The sequence below is a fragment of the uncultured Tessaracoccus sp. genome (assembly GCF_947286155.1).
In the GTDB taxonomy this organism is placed as follows: Bacteria; Actinomycetota; Actinomycetes; order Propionibacteriales; family Propionibacteriaceae; genus Arachnia.
The window spans coordinates 1-17,009 of sequence record NZ_CAMYPD010000048.1 but is presented as its reverse complement, the minus strand read 5'-3'; the positions used below and the strand labels follow the sequence as shown (position 1 = coordinate 17,009).

Below are 17,009 nucleotides of genomic sequence, written 5' to 3'. Positions count from 1 at the left end.
TTGCGCGACACCGACGACGCGCCCGCTCCGGAACCGACACTCGCAGACCTCGCTCTTCTCGTCGCAACCGCCCGCTGTAAGGGCCAACACGCCACCTACGAGGAGATCGGTACCCTTCCTGAGCTCACCCCCGCCGCTGAACTCGCGCTCTACCGTGCCGCCCAGGAAGGCCTCACCAACGCATCCAAACACGCCGGCCCATATGCGACGGTGCACGTGCGGCTGCGCGGGCTACCGGACGCCGTCGAGCTGGAAGTCGCCGACGATGGGCGCGGCACTGCAACCACGCTGCCGGGCACCGGCACTGGACTCATTGGGATGCGCGAGCGGATCACCGCCGTCGGTGGCACGCTAGATGCAGGTCCGAAACCTCGTGGCGGATTCCGCATCCGCGCCACCATTCCGGCAGGAGCTGCACGATGACCACTGTCTTACTCGTGGATGACCAGGCCCTCATCCGCTCCGGGTTCGCCACCATCTTGAACACAGAACCCGACATCGAGGTGGTGGGTCAGGCGAGCAACGGCGAGGAAGGCGTGCAGCTCGCGCTCGAGTTGGGGCCCGACGTGATTTGCATGGACGTGCAGATGCCGGTGATGGATGGCATCGAAGCCACCCGCCAGCTCACCGCAGCTGGGTGCCCGTCGTCGGTGCTCATCCTCACCACATTTGATCGCGACGACTTCCTGTTCGAGACGTTGCAGGCGGGCGCTTCCGGCTTCCTCCTGAAGACGGCCGAGGCCGAGGAGCTGATCGATGCCGTCCGCGTCCTCGGCGCCGGCGACGGGCTGCTCAGCCCACAGGTGACACGTCGGGTCATCGCCCGCTTCGCCAGCACACGGCAAGCGCCGACGAGCACACCCCAGGTGGACGCGCTCACGTCGAGAGAACGTGACACCCTGCTCGCGCTCGCACGTGGATTATCGAATGCGGAGATCGCCGACGAACTCGTCGTGAGCCCGGAGACAGTGAAAACGCACGTGTCGAATATCCTCATGAAGCTCGGGCTGCGTGACCGCATCGCGGCGGTGATTTGGGCATACGAGCACGGGCTCGTCTCCCCCTCGCAGAGCTGATCCCCCGCTCGGGGGAACAGCAAAAACCCCTCACCAGGGGGAAGTGCGACGACCCTCCCGGTCAGTAGCGTTATGTTCATGATCAGCGTACGAAATGTGCACCGATTCTTCGGTGAGAAACATGTCCTGAAGGATGTCTCCTTCGACATCAAGCCTGGCCTCATGACTGGTTTCGTCGGCGGTAACGGCGCCGGAAAAACCACCACAATGCGTATCATCCTGGGCGTCCTGGCGGCCACCGAGGGTGAGGTGCTCGTCGACGGCAAACCCATCACACGCGAGTTCCGCTCCAACATCGGCTACATGCCCGAAGAGCGCGGGCTCTACCCGAAGATGAAGGTCATCGACCAGCTCGTCTACCTCGGCCAGCTGCACGGGCAGTCCGCCGCCGACGCGAAGCGTCGCGGGCTGGATCTGCTCGACCAGCTCCAGCTCAATGGTGATCCGAAGGACACCCTCGAGTCGCTCTCGCTCGGCAACCAGCAGCGCGCCCAGATCGCCGCCGCCTTGGTGCATGAGCCGGCCGCGCTCATCCTCGACGAGCCGTTCTCCGGCCTCGACCCGGGCGCCGTCGACCAGACCCTCACGGTGCTGCGCGACGTCGCCGCCACCGGCGCACCGGTGCTGTTCTCGTCGCACCAGCTCGACGTGGTGGAGCGGCTGTGCGACGAACTCGTCATCATCGCTAACGGCGAGATCCGCGCGAGCGGCACGAGGGCCGACATCCTCGCCGCCGACCAGCGCGACGAGTGGGAACTCGTCACCGACGGCGACACCGGCTGGGTGCGTAACGCGGACGTGAACGTCCTCGAGTTCGACGGCAACTACGTCAAGTTCCACTGCGCCGACGAGACGCAGGCCAATCGAGTGCTCGCCGACGCGCTCCAGCGCGGCCGTGTCCAGCGCTTCGGCCCCGTCCAGCGCACCCTGCACGAGATCTACAAGGAGTTGGCCCAGTGACCACCACGCAGACCCCCCAGCAGACCCCCAAGCTCACGCCTCCCCCGTCATTCACGTCCATCGTTGGCGTGGTGGCCAAGCGCGAAATCATGACGCGGGTGCTCTCCAAGTCATTCATCATCTCGACGGTGGTCACCTTGGCCATCATGCTGGCCGCCTTCGTGTTCGCCCCCATGCTCGGCGACCTGATGGAGGGCGACGCACCTCGCGTCGTCGCCACCAAGGATGTAGCGTCGAAACTTGATGGCGTGCCGGACCTTGAGGTGCAGGAAGTGCCCGACGAGGCCGCCGCCCGCAAGGCAGTACAGACCGAAGACGCGGATGCGGCCATCGTGGCGAGCGATGCATCGCCCACCGGCGTGAAGGTGTTCACCCTGGACAGCCCGCCTAGCAGCGTGATGGATGCCATCTCCCTCTACCCCGAAATCGAGGTGGTGCAGAAGGTTGCTGCCGACGGCAGCCCCGCCAACGGGCCCAACCCGATGGTCACCTACTTCCTGGCCCTCGGCTTCGGCATCGTGTGGATGATGGGTACCATCACCTTCGGCATGAGCATCGCGAACTCGGTGGTGGAAGAAAAGCAGACCCGAATCGTCGAAATCCTGCTCGCGTCCGTCACGTCGAAGGCCCTCCTCACCGGCAAGATTCTCGGTAACTCTGCCGCCGCGCTGGTGCAGATTCTGCTCATGGCGGGCGTCGCCTTCCTCGGCATGGCCATTAACGGCACCGCGCTGCCGGTGCAGAACCTCGCCGCACCGATCGGCTGGTTCATCGGCCTGTTCCTCGTGGGCTTCGTGATGGTCGCTTCGCTCTACGCGGCGGCGGCGTCACTGGTGTCAAGGACGGAAGACCTGGCCAACGTGCAGCAGCCCATCATGTGGCTTGTGATGCTGCCGTACATAGCAATCATCATGTTCAGCGACAACCCGACGGCGCTGGCAGTCATGAGCTACATCCCGTTCTCCGCCCCGGTGGCCGTGCCCATGCGGGTCTTCCAGGAGCAAGGCGCGATGTGGGAGCCGGTGCTTTCGCTGGTGCTGCTGATCGTCTTCACTGCACTGATCATCATGCTCGCAGCACGGATCTACGACAACGCGTTGCTGCGCACCGGCAAGCCGGTGAAGTGGAAGGACGCGCTGCTCGATAAGTAACCGGGCCACCAACTTCACAATCCGTCCCCAGATTCCTCAAAACCCCTGAAAACCGGGGTGAAGGTGAATCTGGGGACGGATTGTGAAGTTTTTGCGCGGAGTGCGCTCAGAGCACCGCGCCGGGCTGATACGCAGCATCGTCGGGATTCGCTGCGACGATGGCCTCCACCTGCTGCGCGACCGCGTCGACCTGCCGGCCCGCCGTACCGGCGAGCTCCAGCGGCTGAGTGACAAGGGCACCCAGTTCATCGCGGGTGAGGCCGAGGCGCTCGTCGGCGGCGAGGCGGTCGAGCAGGTCGTTGGTCTTCAGGCCCTCGCGCATCTCGAGTGCCACGGCGACGGCGTGTTCCTTGATGGCCTCGTGCGCGATCTCGCGCCCCACGCCCTTGCGCACCGCGGCCATGAGCACCTTCGTCGTGGTGAGGAACGGCAGGTAGCGTTCAAGCTCCGCCTCAATCACGGCGGGGAACGCCCCGAAATCTTGCAGCACGGTGAGGAATGTCTCGAACATCCCGTCCAGCGCAAAGAAGGCGTCGGGTAGCGCGACGCGGCGCACGACGGAACAAGACACGTCGCCCTCGTTCCACTGGTCGCCGGCGAGCTCCCCCACCATCGAGACGTAGCCGCGCACGATCACGGCCATCCCGTTCACGCGCTCGCAGGAGCGGGCGTTCATCTTGTGCGGCATCGCCGACGAGCCAACCTGGCCCGCCTTGAACCCTTCGGTGACGAGCTCAAGCCCCGCCATGAGCCGCACCGTCGTCGCGACGTTGCTGGGCGCGGCGGCGATCTGCGCGAGGGCGGTGACGACGTCGTAATCCAAGCTGCGCGGGTACACCTGCCCGGTGGATGTGAGCACGCGCTGGAACCCGAGTCCTTCGGCGACCTGGCGCTCGAGCGCGTCGAGTTTGTCGACATCGCCGCCCAGCAAGTCGAGCATGTCCTGCGCCGTGCCCATGGGGCCTTTGATGCCACGCGCCGGGTAGCGAGCGATGAGTTCGTCGAGGCGCTGCAGCGCGATGAGCAACTCGTCGGCCGCCGTCGCGAAGCGCTTACCAAGCGTGGTGATCTGGGCCGCGACGTTGTGCGAGCGCCCCGTCATCGCCTGGTCGCGGTACTGCGCTGCGAGCCTGGTGAGCTGCGCCAGCGTGGCGATGGTGCGGGAACGCACAAGGCGCAAGGATTCCAGGATCTGCAGCTGCTCGATGTTCTCCGTGAGGTCTCGCGAGGTCATGCCCTTGTGCACGTGCTCGAAGCCGGCGAGCGCGTTGAACTCCTCGATGCGGGCCTTCACGTCGTGGCGCGTGACACGCTCGCGCTCGGCGATCGCATCGAGGTGCACCTCGTCGATGACGGATTCGTAGGCCGCGATGACGTCGTCGGGGTTGTCTCCGCCGAAGTCGACGCCCAGGTCGCGCTGGGCACGAAGCACGGCGAGCCACAGTCGTCGCTCCGCCACCACCTTCGCTTCCGGCGCCCAGATGGCGCACATGGCATCAGACGCGTACCGATCAGCGAGGACATTAGGCAAGCTCATGCGGCCAGCCTAGTTGTACTGACCGGGTGGCTTGGTTGGAGGACTACGATGTGGGCATGTGAGTAGAGGGGATGGCCTTGCTGGTTGAGTGGGACTCGTGAAGGTATCCACTGTTAGAAAGACCTTCTTGTGTCCCACGCTAACGAAGCCTTGACTCCGAAACACCGTTTGATCGTCGCCAAGCTTGTCGTTGATGAGGGTGGACCCACCACCGAGGTCGCGGCCCGATTTCGGGTCTCTTGGCCCACCGTGAAACGCTGGGTTGCTCGTTACCAGGCCGTGGGTGCCGATGCCTGATCGTTCGTCGCGGACCCACTACAGCCCCGAACCAGACACCACGATAGGTGGTGCAACGGTGCGTGAGTCTGCGGCTACGGTTACGGGAAGGACCGGTCCAACTTGAAGAAGCCCGGCTCGGTATCGCGCCCTCGAGCGTGCATCGGATCTTGACACCACGTGGTTTGATCCAGCTCTCGGCCTGCGACTGGGCCACCTCAGCCTGCGAGAACCGTCGAACCTTCGCACGCCTGACGAACGTTCCCGGTCAGTACAAATGTCGCGCTACTGCGACAAATATGGAGGGGTGTCACAGTACTGCGACTTCTCCCACGCCTCCTCAGGAAGAACCCCCATTCGAATCAACAAACCACCCCATCCGCGTCGAGTCGCGAGTGTCGGTTGGTCGAGTGGGGGCCTACGACCGTGCGATCTTGCTGGGTTGAATCGTCCAGCAGTGCCAACGGCGTACGCGACCCATTGCGCCCGCCTTTGATATCGCCCCCTAGCCAGCTCTCGACCGACCCCGTGTTCTTGAACCTTCGCGAGGTACGAAGCGAGCACCTGCCCATCGGTCATCGGGCGCCCATCAACGCCGCGTGCTCGGTTGGGCAGACGAGCCCCCCCCAGCCGCTACACAATCGCGGCCCAGCGCTCAAAAACCACCCCCTCAAGCGCGGCCAAGTCCCCCGAGCTCATAGCCCCATGCGTGAAAACCAGTACGTGCAGATGTAGGTGCCACCCATTGGCCCCATACGTGATCTCTGCGGCTCGGATACAGCCCTCGATACCGAGCCTCGCAGCTAGCCGCTTCCATGCTGCCGAGGACGCCAGCCGCCGCCAGCCCTCAAGCGCCGCGTTGAGCGTGACCGCGAGCTCATCCCTGCCGCGTGCCGCAGGGTCAGAGTCATGAAGGCGAGCCCGCCGCCCTGCTCCTGGCATGCCTCCGCTGCCCGCTGGATATTCGCCGCCCAACGAGCGCGGATAACCGCCGAGCAGACAGGACAAGCCCAGATGGAGCGGCAGCGCTCGAGGCCGGAGAAATGGCCCGGTGCATCCGCTCCCCATACACACCCACGCGGGAACCGACCGCCCAGCGGCAGCGGGCAGGTCGAGGAGGCCGAACCCAGCCAGAGCCCCCCCCGGCTCATCGCGGGCGTCCCAGCTCATCCCCGCCGCTTCCCGAGCTGCACCAATCAGTCACGCCGAAGACGTTTGCCGCCTCCTGAACCGGGCACGGCGCACGTCCTCAGGCACCGGTTGCATAGTTCGCGATGTACCAAGACGGCCGCCTCCGGCGGCCTCTGGGCTGCGCCCTGACCTCTCGCTCTGCTCGCTCCTTGGGCTTGCCCGACGGCGCGCCTTCGGCAGCCGTATCGTCGGCGCGCCCGTTGCGCCTCCCCCCTGTCTCTGCCTACACTGTTCATGAAGCGCCTATCTGCTTTGCGCTGGTGAGGGCTGCCACCCGATGACCCAGCGGATTTGATCGAATCGGACCCACCGAACGTTTTGCCGGTGGGTCCGATCCTTTTTCCGACTTCGTCTAGCCTGCCTCGCTAGCCCCTGACCGGCGGGGATGCCTCGCCGGGAAATCCACGGATTAGCTCTTCCCAGCGGCTTTCTTCTTGCTCTCGATACCCTGCGGCCTGCCTCTCGTGGTACTCCGCCTGTCGCCGGAATCCTGCGATATCACAGATGGCGTTTTGCACCAGCTCTGGCAAATTGGCGAACTCGGGCGGCAGGTAGCCGGTGAGCGCGACCGCCCGGACAGCCGGTTCCAGCCTGCGCCTAGGGGTATCGCCGAAAAGTTCCTCATCAGACAGCTGGTGCTCACTCATGCCGTGAGCACCTCAGCAGTCTTGACCGCGTCCTCAATCGACCCGGCCACAAATTCCAACTGCACCAACTCCGGAACCGGACGCCCATACTCCATGACCTGCGCCAGCATCGTGGTGCGCCAGAGGGGGACGCCATCGATAGTGGCCTGCTGTCCGGTGGGGCGCCGTTTGCCATCCACCTCGGCCCAAACCTGCACAGGCTCAGGCGGGATAGCGACAGGGGAGAACGCGGACGGACCGTTGACTCTGAAAACCCTCATGTGGGGGCCTTTCTGCTTGTGACCGGCATATGGGCTGCCACCCTGCCGGTCGGATTTGTACCTAATGTCTAGGAAAGCACGTGCCTGCGCGTTTTGCCTAGACCTCAGGTGCTACCGAGGCGGTGGCTGGGCCCGCGCTCCGCCTCCGGTCTTGACAGGGGGCCCGGCGCGTAGTGCCTAGTCAGCCCCGCCGGAGGCCCCATACAACGATGCCCCTGCAGGGCCGGGCCACCCCCCAAAAAAATGCCCCTAGCTCCGCGCGATCGCCCCCACTCTCGCGAGGCATTTTCCGGGGCCCCTCGCGGCGCTCATTGTCTCCCCGGGCCTTCCGTCCGGCGAGGCTTGCACGACGGCCACCCCTGTCAAGATTCTCCAGCTTCGTGCTCTCCTGCACCACCACGGCGCCGCCTACCAGCGCCGCCGCTGCCTCGACCTCCTCAGCCTCCACCAGTTCGAGGACACCAGCCATGACCTCAGGCCGATCTTGGACACGTGCCCGCCATTCATCGCGGCCCGCCAGCACCCGCAGGGTCTCGGTGACAGTTCGGTCCATGATCTCTTCATCACTGAGGTCGGCATCTTCGCCCACCTCATCCCGGAACCACGCCAAGAGCGAACGACCCCACGTAATCGTCCGCCGGTCTTTCGTCGCGTCAACGTACGCAACCCAGCGGTTGAAGTCTCGCGACCAGTGGCTGAGGCGGTGGAGGCAGTTCGCGATAGGCATGGCGCCGCTCAGCAAGTTTCTAGATGGTCCCGGTGGTGTCTACTGGGTCGGTGTCGGAGCGGTCCGCAAAGGGGGAGATCTGGGAGGCGTCTGAGGCGGATTGGCTGTCTATTCAGTCGTGTTTGACGGAGTCGATGCAGGCATTGAGCAGACCGCTGGCGGAGTTGCCAAACGTTCAGGCCCGGAGCTTCTCCGAGCAAGTCAGACTGAGAATCGTCAGTACTTGACCGCCGGCTATGATCGGGTTCCGCAGTGGAAAAGCAGTTGGATGCCCCAGGCAGTGACTCGTGACAGTCGCAAGCATCGGTGATCGAGCAGGTTCATGAGACTGATGGCAAGATGCCGCCGAGCGAAGTACACATCGTCTATGGCGTGTCCATGCGTGCATACCCTTGGATGTAGAGTGGACCGAACGGCGCCTCTGGGCTGTCCGTTGAAGAGCCAGGATTACTGCCGACTCGAGTTGAAGTGTGGATGCGCTTGCGGTCTTGATGACACGCTGCTGCTCGACGCTGTCCGCAACGAGGGGAGTTGCCTGCTGGCGGAGCGGCTCCACTTTCGGGTGGTGCTGTGAGCGCCCGTCTGTAGCTATGACGAGGCTGCATGGAAGCGGGAAGAGCTACCTGTGATGGAAGAACTTGCTTCATAGCCCTAGTTCGTGGAGCGTCCATCCGCTCGCCGGTATCATGCACGACTTGTAGACTCTAACCACACGGTTCCGATCTCCTCCCCGAAGCCGTCGTTCCAGTGAAAGGAGTCTGATGAGTGGTCGCAAGTTGACGATGGACTTCGCTGGGTCACTTGTCCGCCACCTCGGGCTGCAGATGTACTCGGGTGCCGTACCGGCCATCGCGGAACTGGTCGCGAACGCCTACGATGCCGACGCAACCACGGTACAGATCGAGATTCCGCTTGATACACCTCTCGATGCGAACTCCGAAATCGTGATCCGAGACAATGGACTCGGGATGACCTTCGAGGACGTAAATGACAAGTACCTGCTCGTCGGGAGGGACCGACGAGCTTCCGGCGATGAACGCTCACCGGGCGGGAGACTCGTTCTCGGGCGCAAGGGCCTCGGAAAGCTCGCTGGTTTCGGCATCGCCAAGAATGTCACGATCACAACTGTCAGAGACGGTCATCTCACCTCGTTCAAGATGAGCTACGACGAACTCGTGAGCAGCAACACTAACACGTACCGTCCTACTGTACTCGAAGACAGGACACTTCTGGCTGATGAGCGGCGACCCAGCGGGACTGAGATACGTCTGTCGGAACTTCAACTAAAGAATCGCATTCCGGCTGCATCGTTCCGAAGGAGTATGGGACGGCGATTCTCGATACTCAGCAATACCTTCCAGGTGACGCTCAACAACGATCCGCTCGCTTCGGACGAGACGGAACTCCAGTTTCGTTATCCAGAGAAAGGTCGCGACACTATTGATCTTCCCGGCGTAGGGACAGTCCAGTGGTGGGTCGGATTCACCGAGAAACCGATCAAGAACGACGACATCCGAGGCATCTCCGTGCTCGCTAGAGGGAAACTGGTCCAGACCCCGTTCTTCTTCGATATGAGCGGTGGAACGCAGAACCAGTTAGGGCTTCAGTACGTCACCGGTGAGGTGTTCGTGGACGGACTCGACTCCTATTCTGAAGACTTGATCGCCACTGACCGCGCCACAGTCCTGTGGGAGCATCCTATTGCACAGCCGATCCTGGAATGGGGCCAAAGCATGCTGCGGGATTCTCTGCGCAAGTGGGCCGCTGCCCGCTCCAAGGAGCAGAAGGAACGACTCAGGGCCTCTACTCCCTACATGAAGCGCATCGAGAAGTTTCCCGAGCGGCAGCAGAAGGAACTCCTCAAGGCTATTCAGACGCTCGCTGATTCTCCAACGATGGAGTCGAATCGGCTCGATCAAATCGTAGAGATCCTTCTGAATGCCTACGAGAACGAGCAGTTTTTCGCGTTGCTCAAGGAACTCAGCGAGCTCACTGCATCTGATCAGAAGTCCATCCTCGACTTGATGAGCGAGTGGGACATTCTGGAGGCCGTTCAGGCTGCGCAACTTGTTCGTGGCAGAGTGGTCGTGATCCAGACCCTCGGGCGACTCATCAAGGAACATGCCCCCGAGAAACCGACCATGCAGGACCTTCTGCGTGAACATCCGTGGATCATCGACCCCACGTGGCAACTGCTCCATCACGAACGTTCCCTCGAAACGGTCCTGCGTGAAACCTTCCACTCTGAGATGAACGAAGGAGATCAGCGCAGGCTCGATTTTCTCTGTATCGGAGACAGCAGCACTGGGATCGTCGTGGAAGTGAAGCGACCCGGTGAAAAGATCGGCCTCAGGGAACTCAACCAACTGCGCGGATACGTAAACACTCTTCGCGACCGGAACCAGGGGGTGGGCAACTTTCCGACTGAGCGGGCGCAAATTCGTGGTGTGTTGATCCATTCTGGCCTCAAGGACGAGCCTGGGATCCAGAGCGAGCTTCAGGAGATGATCAACAGTGGCTACCGAATCTCACCTTGGGGCCACCTCCTTGAGGCGGCCGAACGTCTTCACCGTGAGTATCTCGATGTGATTGCTGAACGCGCACCTCAGGACGATCCCAGGATTCAGGCGATCCACCGCGACTCCGCTTTGGACGCCGACCCGAGCGCGAGCATCGGGTCGGATGAGAGCACGACCGGGTAGTCTCTATTTGGCCGGCCCTCCGAGCAAGTCGAGCAGGGCACGTGCGATTTTGGCCGCCATGCGGACGGGGACGGCGTTGCCAATCTGACGTTCAACGGCACCTCTCGTACCGGCGAACTTGTAGTCCGGCGGGAATGTCTGAATCGCAGCCGCCTCGCGCAGAGTAATCGGCCGATGCTCCTCCGGGTGCAGAAACGGCCCACAGGCCGGGGTCGTACACCGGGTCGTCATCGTTGGTGCGGGCTGATCCCAGTGAAGCCGTCCGTAAGACCCGGACGCACCGCTCTTCTTCTCCTTGTCCAACCTTTTGTGACAATCGAGCTGGAGATACTCTGGCAGGTCGCGGCGATTGCCGCCCACGGGGATCGCTTGAACCCGTGTGAGCACCTTTTCCGGCAAGATGCGATGGACGCTGAGAGGATCGTCGGCGGCAACTTCTGCCTCCAGCTGCCGGAATGCTTCTCGTACGGTCACAGGCGTCGCCGGATCGGTGAGAACGAGAGACTCCGGAAGTGGCGTACGCGTGCCGCGTAAGGCCAAGATTATGAGTCGCTTGCGTCGTTGCGGTACCCCGAACTCCACTGCATTTACATGATATGCCTTCGCGTTGTACCCCATGCGAATTAATGCGGTCAGTAGTTCTCCGGACCGCCTGTCGCGCCCCAGCCCGGGCACATTCTCCACCAACACGGCACGCGGCCGTAGCGCTCGCACGAATCTGACGGTGTGGTTCACCAGATCATTGCGGGGATCATCTCCCTGAATTCGGCCCTCTGCAAGCGACGAGAATCCTTGACAGGGGGGGCAAGCCTTCAACAGCGTCAACTCACCCGTCTTCAGCCCCAGTTCGCGTTTCACCTCAGCTGCGCTCACGCGCTGAATGTCACGCTCCCACAGCCGCGTACATTCATGATTGAGGCGGTAGGACTGGGCGGCAGCAGCGTCAAACTCAACCGCGCCGATAACGTCGAACCCAGCTTCGATCAACCCTTGGGTGGCTCCGCCTGCACCAGCAAACAGATCGACTGCTGTGGGCTGCGAACCTGTCGAAGCGCCATCGGTGCATGTCTCGTCGGGGAATGAACTTATTGGCTTGTGCACGGTTGTTCGCACTAGACACCTGCCTTCACTGCCTCGGCGACTTGTCATCCGTCGGTCTACGGCTGATTTGGAGCCCATTGTGAGCTCACGACAGACTCGCAATTCGAGTCTACTGGGTGAATCTGACACCTGGGCTGAAGGCGTGGTAAGTCTCTTTGGGTGGTGCTCTTCCAGATTGCTGCGCGGGCTGCGAAGGTGGCAGAGGGGTTATTTTATTCTAATTGTCAAGCGGTTGGTTGCACTGACTGGTCAGTACACCTAGTGGGTAGATGTCGTCGCGCGGGCGTGCACCACAGCTCACGGCACGTCACGCTCCACCGCCTACAGATACGTATCGCGTGCTGTGAACATTGCGTGATGAAACGTCTATCGCAACGATCTCGGCGCACGCTAGAGTTCCGCCATTGGACCCATGTCCATGCAAATTTTCCTACAAGTACACAACCTGCCGACGGAGACGATGCAATGAGGAGAACCGTGGCTTCGCTAGTGTCTTTGACACTAGCGCTGACCGGCGGTGCAGCGATGGCACTCCACGCTGACGCCGCCCCCACCCCAAGAGACCTACCCGCCCCCGACGCGCTCGCAGCCCGCAGCGGCGTCCCGACCGATGCGCAACGCGTCCCAGGCCCTGCCGACGAGCCACGTCGCGTCATGGTGATGCTGAAGCAGCAGCCCACGGGCAAGGACGTTGAGAGCCGCGGCATCGCTGCGGTCGACCGCGTGCTGGCGCGCTGGGAAGGCAAAGAAGGCTTCAGCGTGCAGCGTAAGTTTGGCTTGCTGGTTCGAGGATTCTCGGCGACGCTGCCAGCTAACCAGATCGCTGCGCTGGCCCTCGATCCGGACGTCGCTTCGGTCAAACCCCTGAAGACGTTCCAACCGTCTATGGAGACCGCCGCGGAACTCAGCCACTCGGTACAGGCACGCTCCGACTTCGACGTTGATGGCCGGGGCCTCGTGGTGTCAATCATCGACACCGGCATCGACATCCACCACCAAGACATGCGTCTTGATGACGGCGTGAAGGGGAAGCTCGCCGTCACCAAGGGCTTCACGGAGAAGGTGCCCTACGGTTGGAACTTCGCCGACGAGAACAATGAGGTTCTTGACACCGCGGGCAGCGAGCACGGCATGCACGTCGCGGGCATCGTCGCGGCCAATGGTGGTGCCGATAGGGACGTCATCAAGAACGGGCGCATCAGCGGCATCGCCCCGAACGCTCAGCTGCTGGCGATGAAGGTGTTCTCGAACGACGCCACCCGCCCGAGCGCCTACGAAGACGACGTGATCGCTGCCATTGAAAGCTCCGTGAAGCACGGTGCGGACATCATCAACATGTCGCTCGGTTCGCCCAACGGCACCGGCCAGGTTTCCGTGGGCGAGGCCCGCGCGATCGCCAATGCCCAGGCTGCTGGGGTCCAGGTGATCGTCGCCGCCGGAAACGAGGGCCTCAACGGCTCCCCCGACGGCACGCTCACCGATGCGATGGGCATGTTCGACAACGGCACCCACGGCAGCCCCGCGAGCGCGCCCGAGGCCCTGTCCATCGCGTCGATCAACAACACACAGTCCATCGGCAGCCAAGCTGAAGCCGTCCAGGGCGGCACCGTCGAGAAGTTCGGCTACCAGCTGCAGACAGGTACCGCCGACGGCAAGGAACACGTGCTGGTTGACGGTGGCGTCGGCAAGTCTGACGAAATTCCGGCGGAGGCGAAAGGCAACTACGTACTGATCCAGCGCGGTGAGATCGCCTTCTCAGAGAAGTTCAACAACGCGATCGCGAAGGGCGCCACAGGCGTCATCATCTTTAACAACGCAGCCGGCGGCGACAAGTTCCAGGGCATGGCTGGCATCGACCACATCACGATCCCCGGTGCCTTCCTCTACCAGTCAACAGGCGAAAAGCTCAAGCAGATGATTGCCGCGGGCGAAACGAAGCTGAAGCTCACCGACGGCCGCATCGCGCTGCCTGTCGCCGACGAGCTGGCGCCGTCGTCGTTCACCTCATGGGGAACCGGCCCTGAGCTAAACTTCAAGCCGCAGCTCGCGGGCATCGGTGGTTCGGTGTACTCCACCGTCAACGACAACAAGTACAAGGACAACTCCGGCACCTCGATGGCGGCGCCCCACGTTGCCGGCGTGTTTGCACTCGGTCGTGAGGCCTACGCCAAGCGCTTCCCGGAGCTCAGCGCCAGGGAACGCAACACGCTACTGCGCACGTCGCTGTCGAACACCGCGCAGGTGCTTGAGAAGGACGGTGTCCCCTACGCGCCGCGTCAGATGGGCGCCGGCCTGGTCGACACCAAGGCCGCGCTGGAAAGCAGCGTGTTCGCCACCGTCGACGGTGTGCCCAACGTGCCGCTTCGCGAGGTGCGCGGCGCCAAGACGTTCACGGTGACGCTGGAGAACAAGGGGGACAAGGCTTACTCCTTCACCACTGGCGGCACCTGCGTGCTGAGCGAAACTCGCGATCCCAACGGCAATGCAACCCAGTGCTCGAAGGGCGAGACGCTCACCGCCTCGGCGAGCAGCGTGACGGTGCCGGCGAAGGGCCAGGCCACCGTCGACTTCACCATCACCCCTGCCAACGGCGACGACCACTGGGTCGAAGGTTGGGCACAGCTCACCTCCTCGGACGCGAAGCAGCCGTCGCTGTCGGTGCCCTACATCGGATTTGCGGGCGATTGGAACAAGGAACCCATCGTGCAGGATCCGACGGCCTCGGAGCCGTCGGTGCTCGACCAACTGTTCGGTGACAAGAACCCGCACTCGTCCCACATCCAGTCCAACTACCTGAGGTTCGGGGCGGTGCCCACCGAATGGATTTCCCCGAACGGCGACGGCGTGTTCGACGAGGCGCTCCCCGCCCCGATGTTCCTCCGCTCCGCTTCGTCCGTGCAGTACCAGCTGGTGCGCGACGGCAAGGTTATCCGTGAGCTCGGCGAAGAGCGCGACGTGCAGCGTCGGACGTTGTCGAGAATCGCTCAGTCGGCGCTGTCCGCAGCGAGCCCGTCGTACGGCCACAAGTGGGACGGCACCCTCTACAACTCGCAGACGGACAGGTTCGAGCCCGTTCAAGACGGTAAGTACACGCTGCGCATCCGCGCTCGGCTGTCGGACCAGTTCGACTGGCAGGTGACGGATCTCCCACTGGGCGTCGACACCGTCGCTCCGAAGGTGGAAAGCAAGTCATACGTCAAGAACAACGATGGCTCCATCACCTACACGCTCAAGATCTCGGATCAGGGCGCGGGCTTCAGTAAGAATCCGGTGATTGCCTACGACGGTCCCAGCGGAAAGGACTACCCCGATCCGGTATTCGACGCCGCCACCGGCGTCGCGACCATCACCATTCCTGCCGATCTCACGGGAGCGGGCCACTACGCCTCATTCCAGGTGTTCGACGAAGCCGGCAACACCACGCAGGTGTTCGACTTCCTGGATAACGCGACCGCGAAGATCCTGGACTCGTACCGTTTCAATGGCTCCGTCAATGAGAAGTCCGTCGACCCAATCACTGGCAAGCCGCTGATCCACGACGGCAAGGTCACCATCGACGTGCTCGTGAGTGAGCACGCGGCTAAGGCCACCGTCAACGGCGTCGAAGTGCAGGTACAGGACGGACGCGGCAGCGTCACGATGCCTGTGAAGCCAGGACGAAACGAATACAAGCTCGTCGCGTACGACAAGAACGGGAAGGAACTAGCGAGCGACTCCGTGTTCCTCGTGTTCGATACCAAGGCCCCCGTACTGGAGATCACGGATGCCCCACTCAACAATGCGGGCCAGCTCGACCCCGCCCAGGATGGCAGCATCACGATCAAGGGCAAGGTGAGCGACGATCTCGCCAGCATCCGCGCCGGCGACCTGTACCTTGCGATGGGCAAGAAAGTGATGAAGGTCAACGACGACGGCACCTTCGAGATCACCTTCAAGCCTGAGAAGAATCAGGCCGTGGTGACGCTCAAGGCCACCGACGGAGTGAATATCACGACGAAGACGTTCGTCATTGCAGGGGCCAAGGTGCCCGGCGATGCATTGCGCATCGTGTTCGATGACCCGAGGCTGAATACCTCCAGCGATCTGGACCCGTTCGGCGAGTTCGCGTACTTCGTCGAACCGTCGTTCCAGAACCTCACCGTGCGCGACGATGGCGCTGACCTGGTGCTCAAGGGCATGTTCACCGGCAAACCTGGCAAGTTCATCGTCGACGGCAAGGAGATCCCCGTCGGGGACGATCTGCGCTTCGAGGTGCCCCTGAAGCTCGTGAACGGCATCAACTCGTTCGGCTACGAGGTGTTCGACACGCAGGGCAACTCCGTGAAGATGAGCGGCTGGCGGTTCTTCTATGACCGCAACATGCCTGGTCACGAACTCGTCACCACCCCGAAGATTGCACCCGATGGCGCGATCTACCTGGGCGGGCCGAAGGGCGACATCGACGTTCAGGGCTCCGTGTGGGACGACGAGTTCGGCTACGTCATGGCCATCAACGGCAACGTGGTGAAGGAGTTCGAGAACGTCTGGGATCCCGGCGCGAACGTCAACCGTCGCGACTTCGAGACCAAGATCAACGGCGAGCACGGGCACACCATGCGCATCTCGCTGAGCGATCAGATGGGCAACGGTTTCGAGCGGGGTGTCCCCCTTGTCTTCGATGACGAGGGCCCCACCGTTGGCATCGATGGCGTCTCCAACGGCGATTTCATCACGTCAAAGCACCGATTCACTGTGCTCGCGAAGGACACGAACCTGCACACGCTGCAGGTGCTCGTCGATGGTAAGGAGCACGACGCTCGCGTCGTCGAGGCGAACCCGCACCCGGGCGCGTACATTGTCGATTTCAAGAACGGCGAGCCGCAGCTCGATGCGAACCAGCAGGCAGCGGCTACGACGTCGACCGGCGGCACCCAGGCCGCAAAGGCCAAGTCGAAGGCCCAGTCGTCGGCTCCGAGCACCAACACGCCCGACGCGACGGCTTCCGGTGGGCGTACGCCCGTCGAGCTCACCATCGAGGTGGACGGCCTTCCAGCAGGCGAACACCTGCTAGAAGCGGTGGCCACCGACATGGCCGGCAACACCGCAGCCGAATCGGTGAGCTTCACCGTCGACGATGCTGCGCCCGTGATCGCCGGCCCGGACAAGCTGAGTGTGAATCCGGACAAGGACATCATGGAACAGCTGCTCGCGGCCTACACCGTGACCGACGATGCCGATCCCAACCCCACCTTCACGGCCGACATCAGCCAGCTGGTGCACAACGCGCCCGTCAAGGTGGAACTCGTCGCCACCGATGCGTCCGGCAAGATGTCGAAGCGCACGGTCGAGATCACCCTGGAGCGTCCGATGACGACGCTGAAGGGCGAGTGCGGCTCGATGAC

General features: G+C 62.8%; 11 protein-coding genes and 1 pseudogene. 7 read left to right on the top strand and 5 right to left on the bottom strand.

Annotated features, from left to right (window positions below; translation table 11 throughout):
* The 4 genes from Q0X68_RS10985 to Q0X68_RS10970 form a co-directional block, all read left to right on the top strand.
* A partial coding sequence (locus Q0X68_RS10985) for an ATP-binding protein (RefSeq protein ID WP_366128260.1) occupies positions 1 to 423 on the top strand: 423 nt, incomplete at its 5' end.
* Complete coding sequence (locus tag Q0X68_RS10980; protein ID WP_297751619.1) at positions 420 to 1,076, top strand: response regulator transcription factor; 657 nt, start codon at positions 420 to 422, stop codon at positions 1,074 to 1,076. The genes Q0X68_RS10985 and Q0X68_RS10980, both read left to right, overlap by 4 nt.
* A 78-nt stretch (positions 1,077 to 1,154) precedes the next feature.
* Positions 1,155 to 2,036: an ABC transporter ATP-binding protein gene (locus Q0X68_RS10975; protein ID WP_297751616.1), complete on the top strand. Its 882-nt coding sequence runs from the start codon at positions 1,155 to 1,157 to the stop codon at positions 2,034 to 2,036.
* Positions 2,033 to 3,187 carry an ABC transporter permease gene (locus Q0X68_RS10970; protein ID WP_297751613.1) on the top strand — a complete coding sequence of 385 codons (1,155 nt, stop codon included), beginning with the start codon at positions 2,033 to 2,035 and terminating at the stop codon, positions 3,185 to 3,187. The genes Q0X68_RS10975 and Q0X68_RS10970 overlap by 4 nt, the downstream gene beginning before the upstream one ends.
* A gap of 106 nt (positions 3,188 to 3,293) precedes the next feature.
* Here the strand turns inward: Q0X68_RS10970 and purB are convergent, their stop codons facing one another.
* Entirely contained in the window at positions 3,294 to 4,724 is a 1,431-nt protein-coding gene (gene purB / locus Q0X68_RS10965; protein WP_297751610.1) for an adenylosuccinate lyase, read from the bottom strand.
* 129 nt (positions 4,725 to 4,853) lie between these two features.
* Between purB and Q0X68_RS10960 the strand changes: the two are divergent.
* A pseudogene (locus tag Q0X68_RS10960) lies at positions 4,854 to 5,231 on the top strand (helix-turn-helix domain-containing protein); the annotation flags it as partial.
* Between the two features lie 1,325 nt (positions 5,232 to 6,556).
* Here Q0X68_RS10960 and Q0X68_RS10955 read toward each other — a convergent pair.
* From Q0X68_RS10955 to Q0X68_RS10945, 3 genes are all read right to left on the bottom strand, one after another.
* Positions 6,557 to 6,838 carry a hypothetical protein gene (locus Q0X68_RS10955; protein WP_297751607.1) on the bottom strand — a complete coding sequence of 94 codons (282 nt, stop codon included), beginning with the start codon at positions 6,836 to 6,838 and terminating at the stop codon, positions 6,557 to 6,559.
* Positions 6,835 to 7,098: a hypothetical protein gene (locus Q0X68_RS10950; RefSeq protein ID WP_297751604.1), complete on the bottom strand. Its 264-nt coding sequence runs from the start codon at positions 7,096 to 7,098 to the stop codon at positions 6,835 to 6,837. The genes Q0X68_RS10955 and Q0X68_RS10950 overlap by 4 nt, the downstream gene beginning before the upstream one ends.
* A gap of 181 nt (positions 7,099 to 7,279) precedes the next feature.
* Complete coding sequence (locus Q0X68_RS10945; protein ID WP_297751601.1) at positions 7,280 to 7,825, bottom strand: hypothetical protein; 546 nt, start codon at positions 7,823 to 7,825, stop codon at positions 7,280 to 7,282.
* A gap of 761 nt (positions 7,826 to 8,586) precedes the next feature.
* On the opposite strand from Q0X68_RS10945, the gene Q0X68_RS10940 reads away from it, so the two are divergent.
* Positions 8,587 to 10,527 carry an ATP-binding protein gene (locus Q0X68_RS10940; protein ID WP_297751598.1) on the top strand — a complete coding sequence of 647 codons (1,941 nt, stop codon included), beginning with the start codon at positions 8,587 to 8,589 and terminating at the stop codon, positions 10,525 to 10,527.
* A 3-nt stretch (positions 10,528 to 10,530) separates the two neighbouring features.
* Here Q0X68_RS10940 and Q0X68_RS10935 read toward each other — a convergent pair whose 3' ends face one another.
* Complete coding sequence (locus tag Q0X68_RS10935) at positions 10,531 to 11,640, bottom strand: DNA cytosine methyltransferase (RefSeq protein WP_297751596.1); 1,110 nt, start codon at positions 11,638 to 11,640, stop codon at positions 10,531 to 10,533.
* A gap of 477 nt (positions 11,641 to 12,117) precedes the next feature.
* Here Q0X68_RS10935 and Q0X68_RS10930 point away from each other — a divergent pair.
* Positions 12,118 to 17,009 (top strand): S8 family serine peptidase (locus Q0X68_RS10930; RefSeq protein ID WP_297751593.1); only part of this gene is annotated, 4,892 nt, incomplete at its 3' end.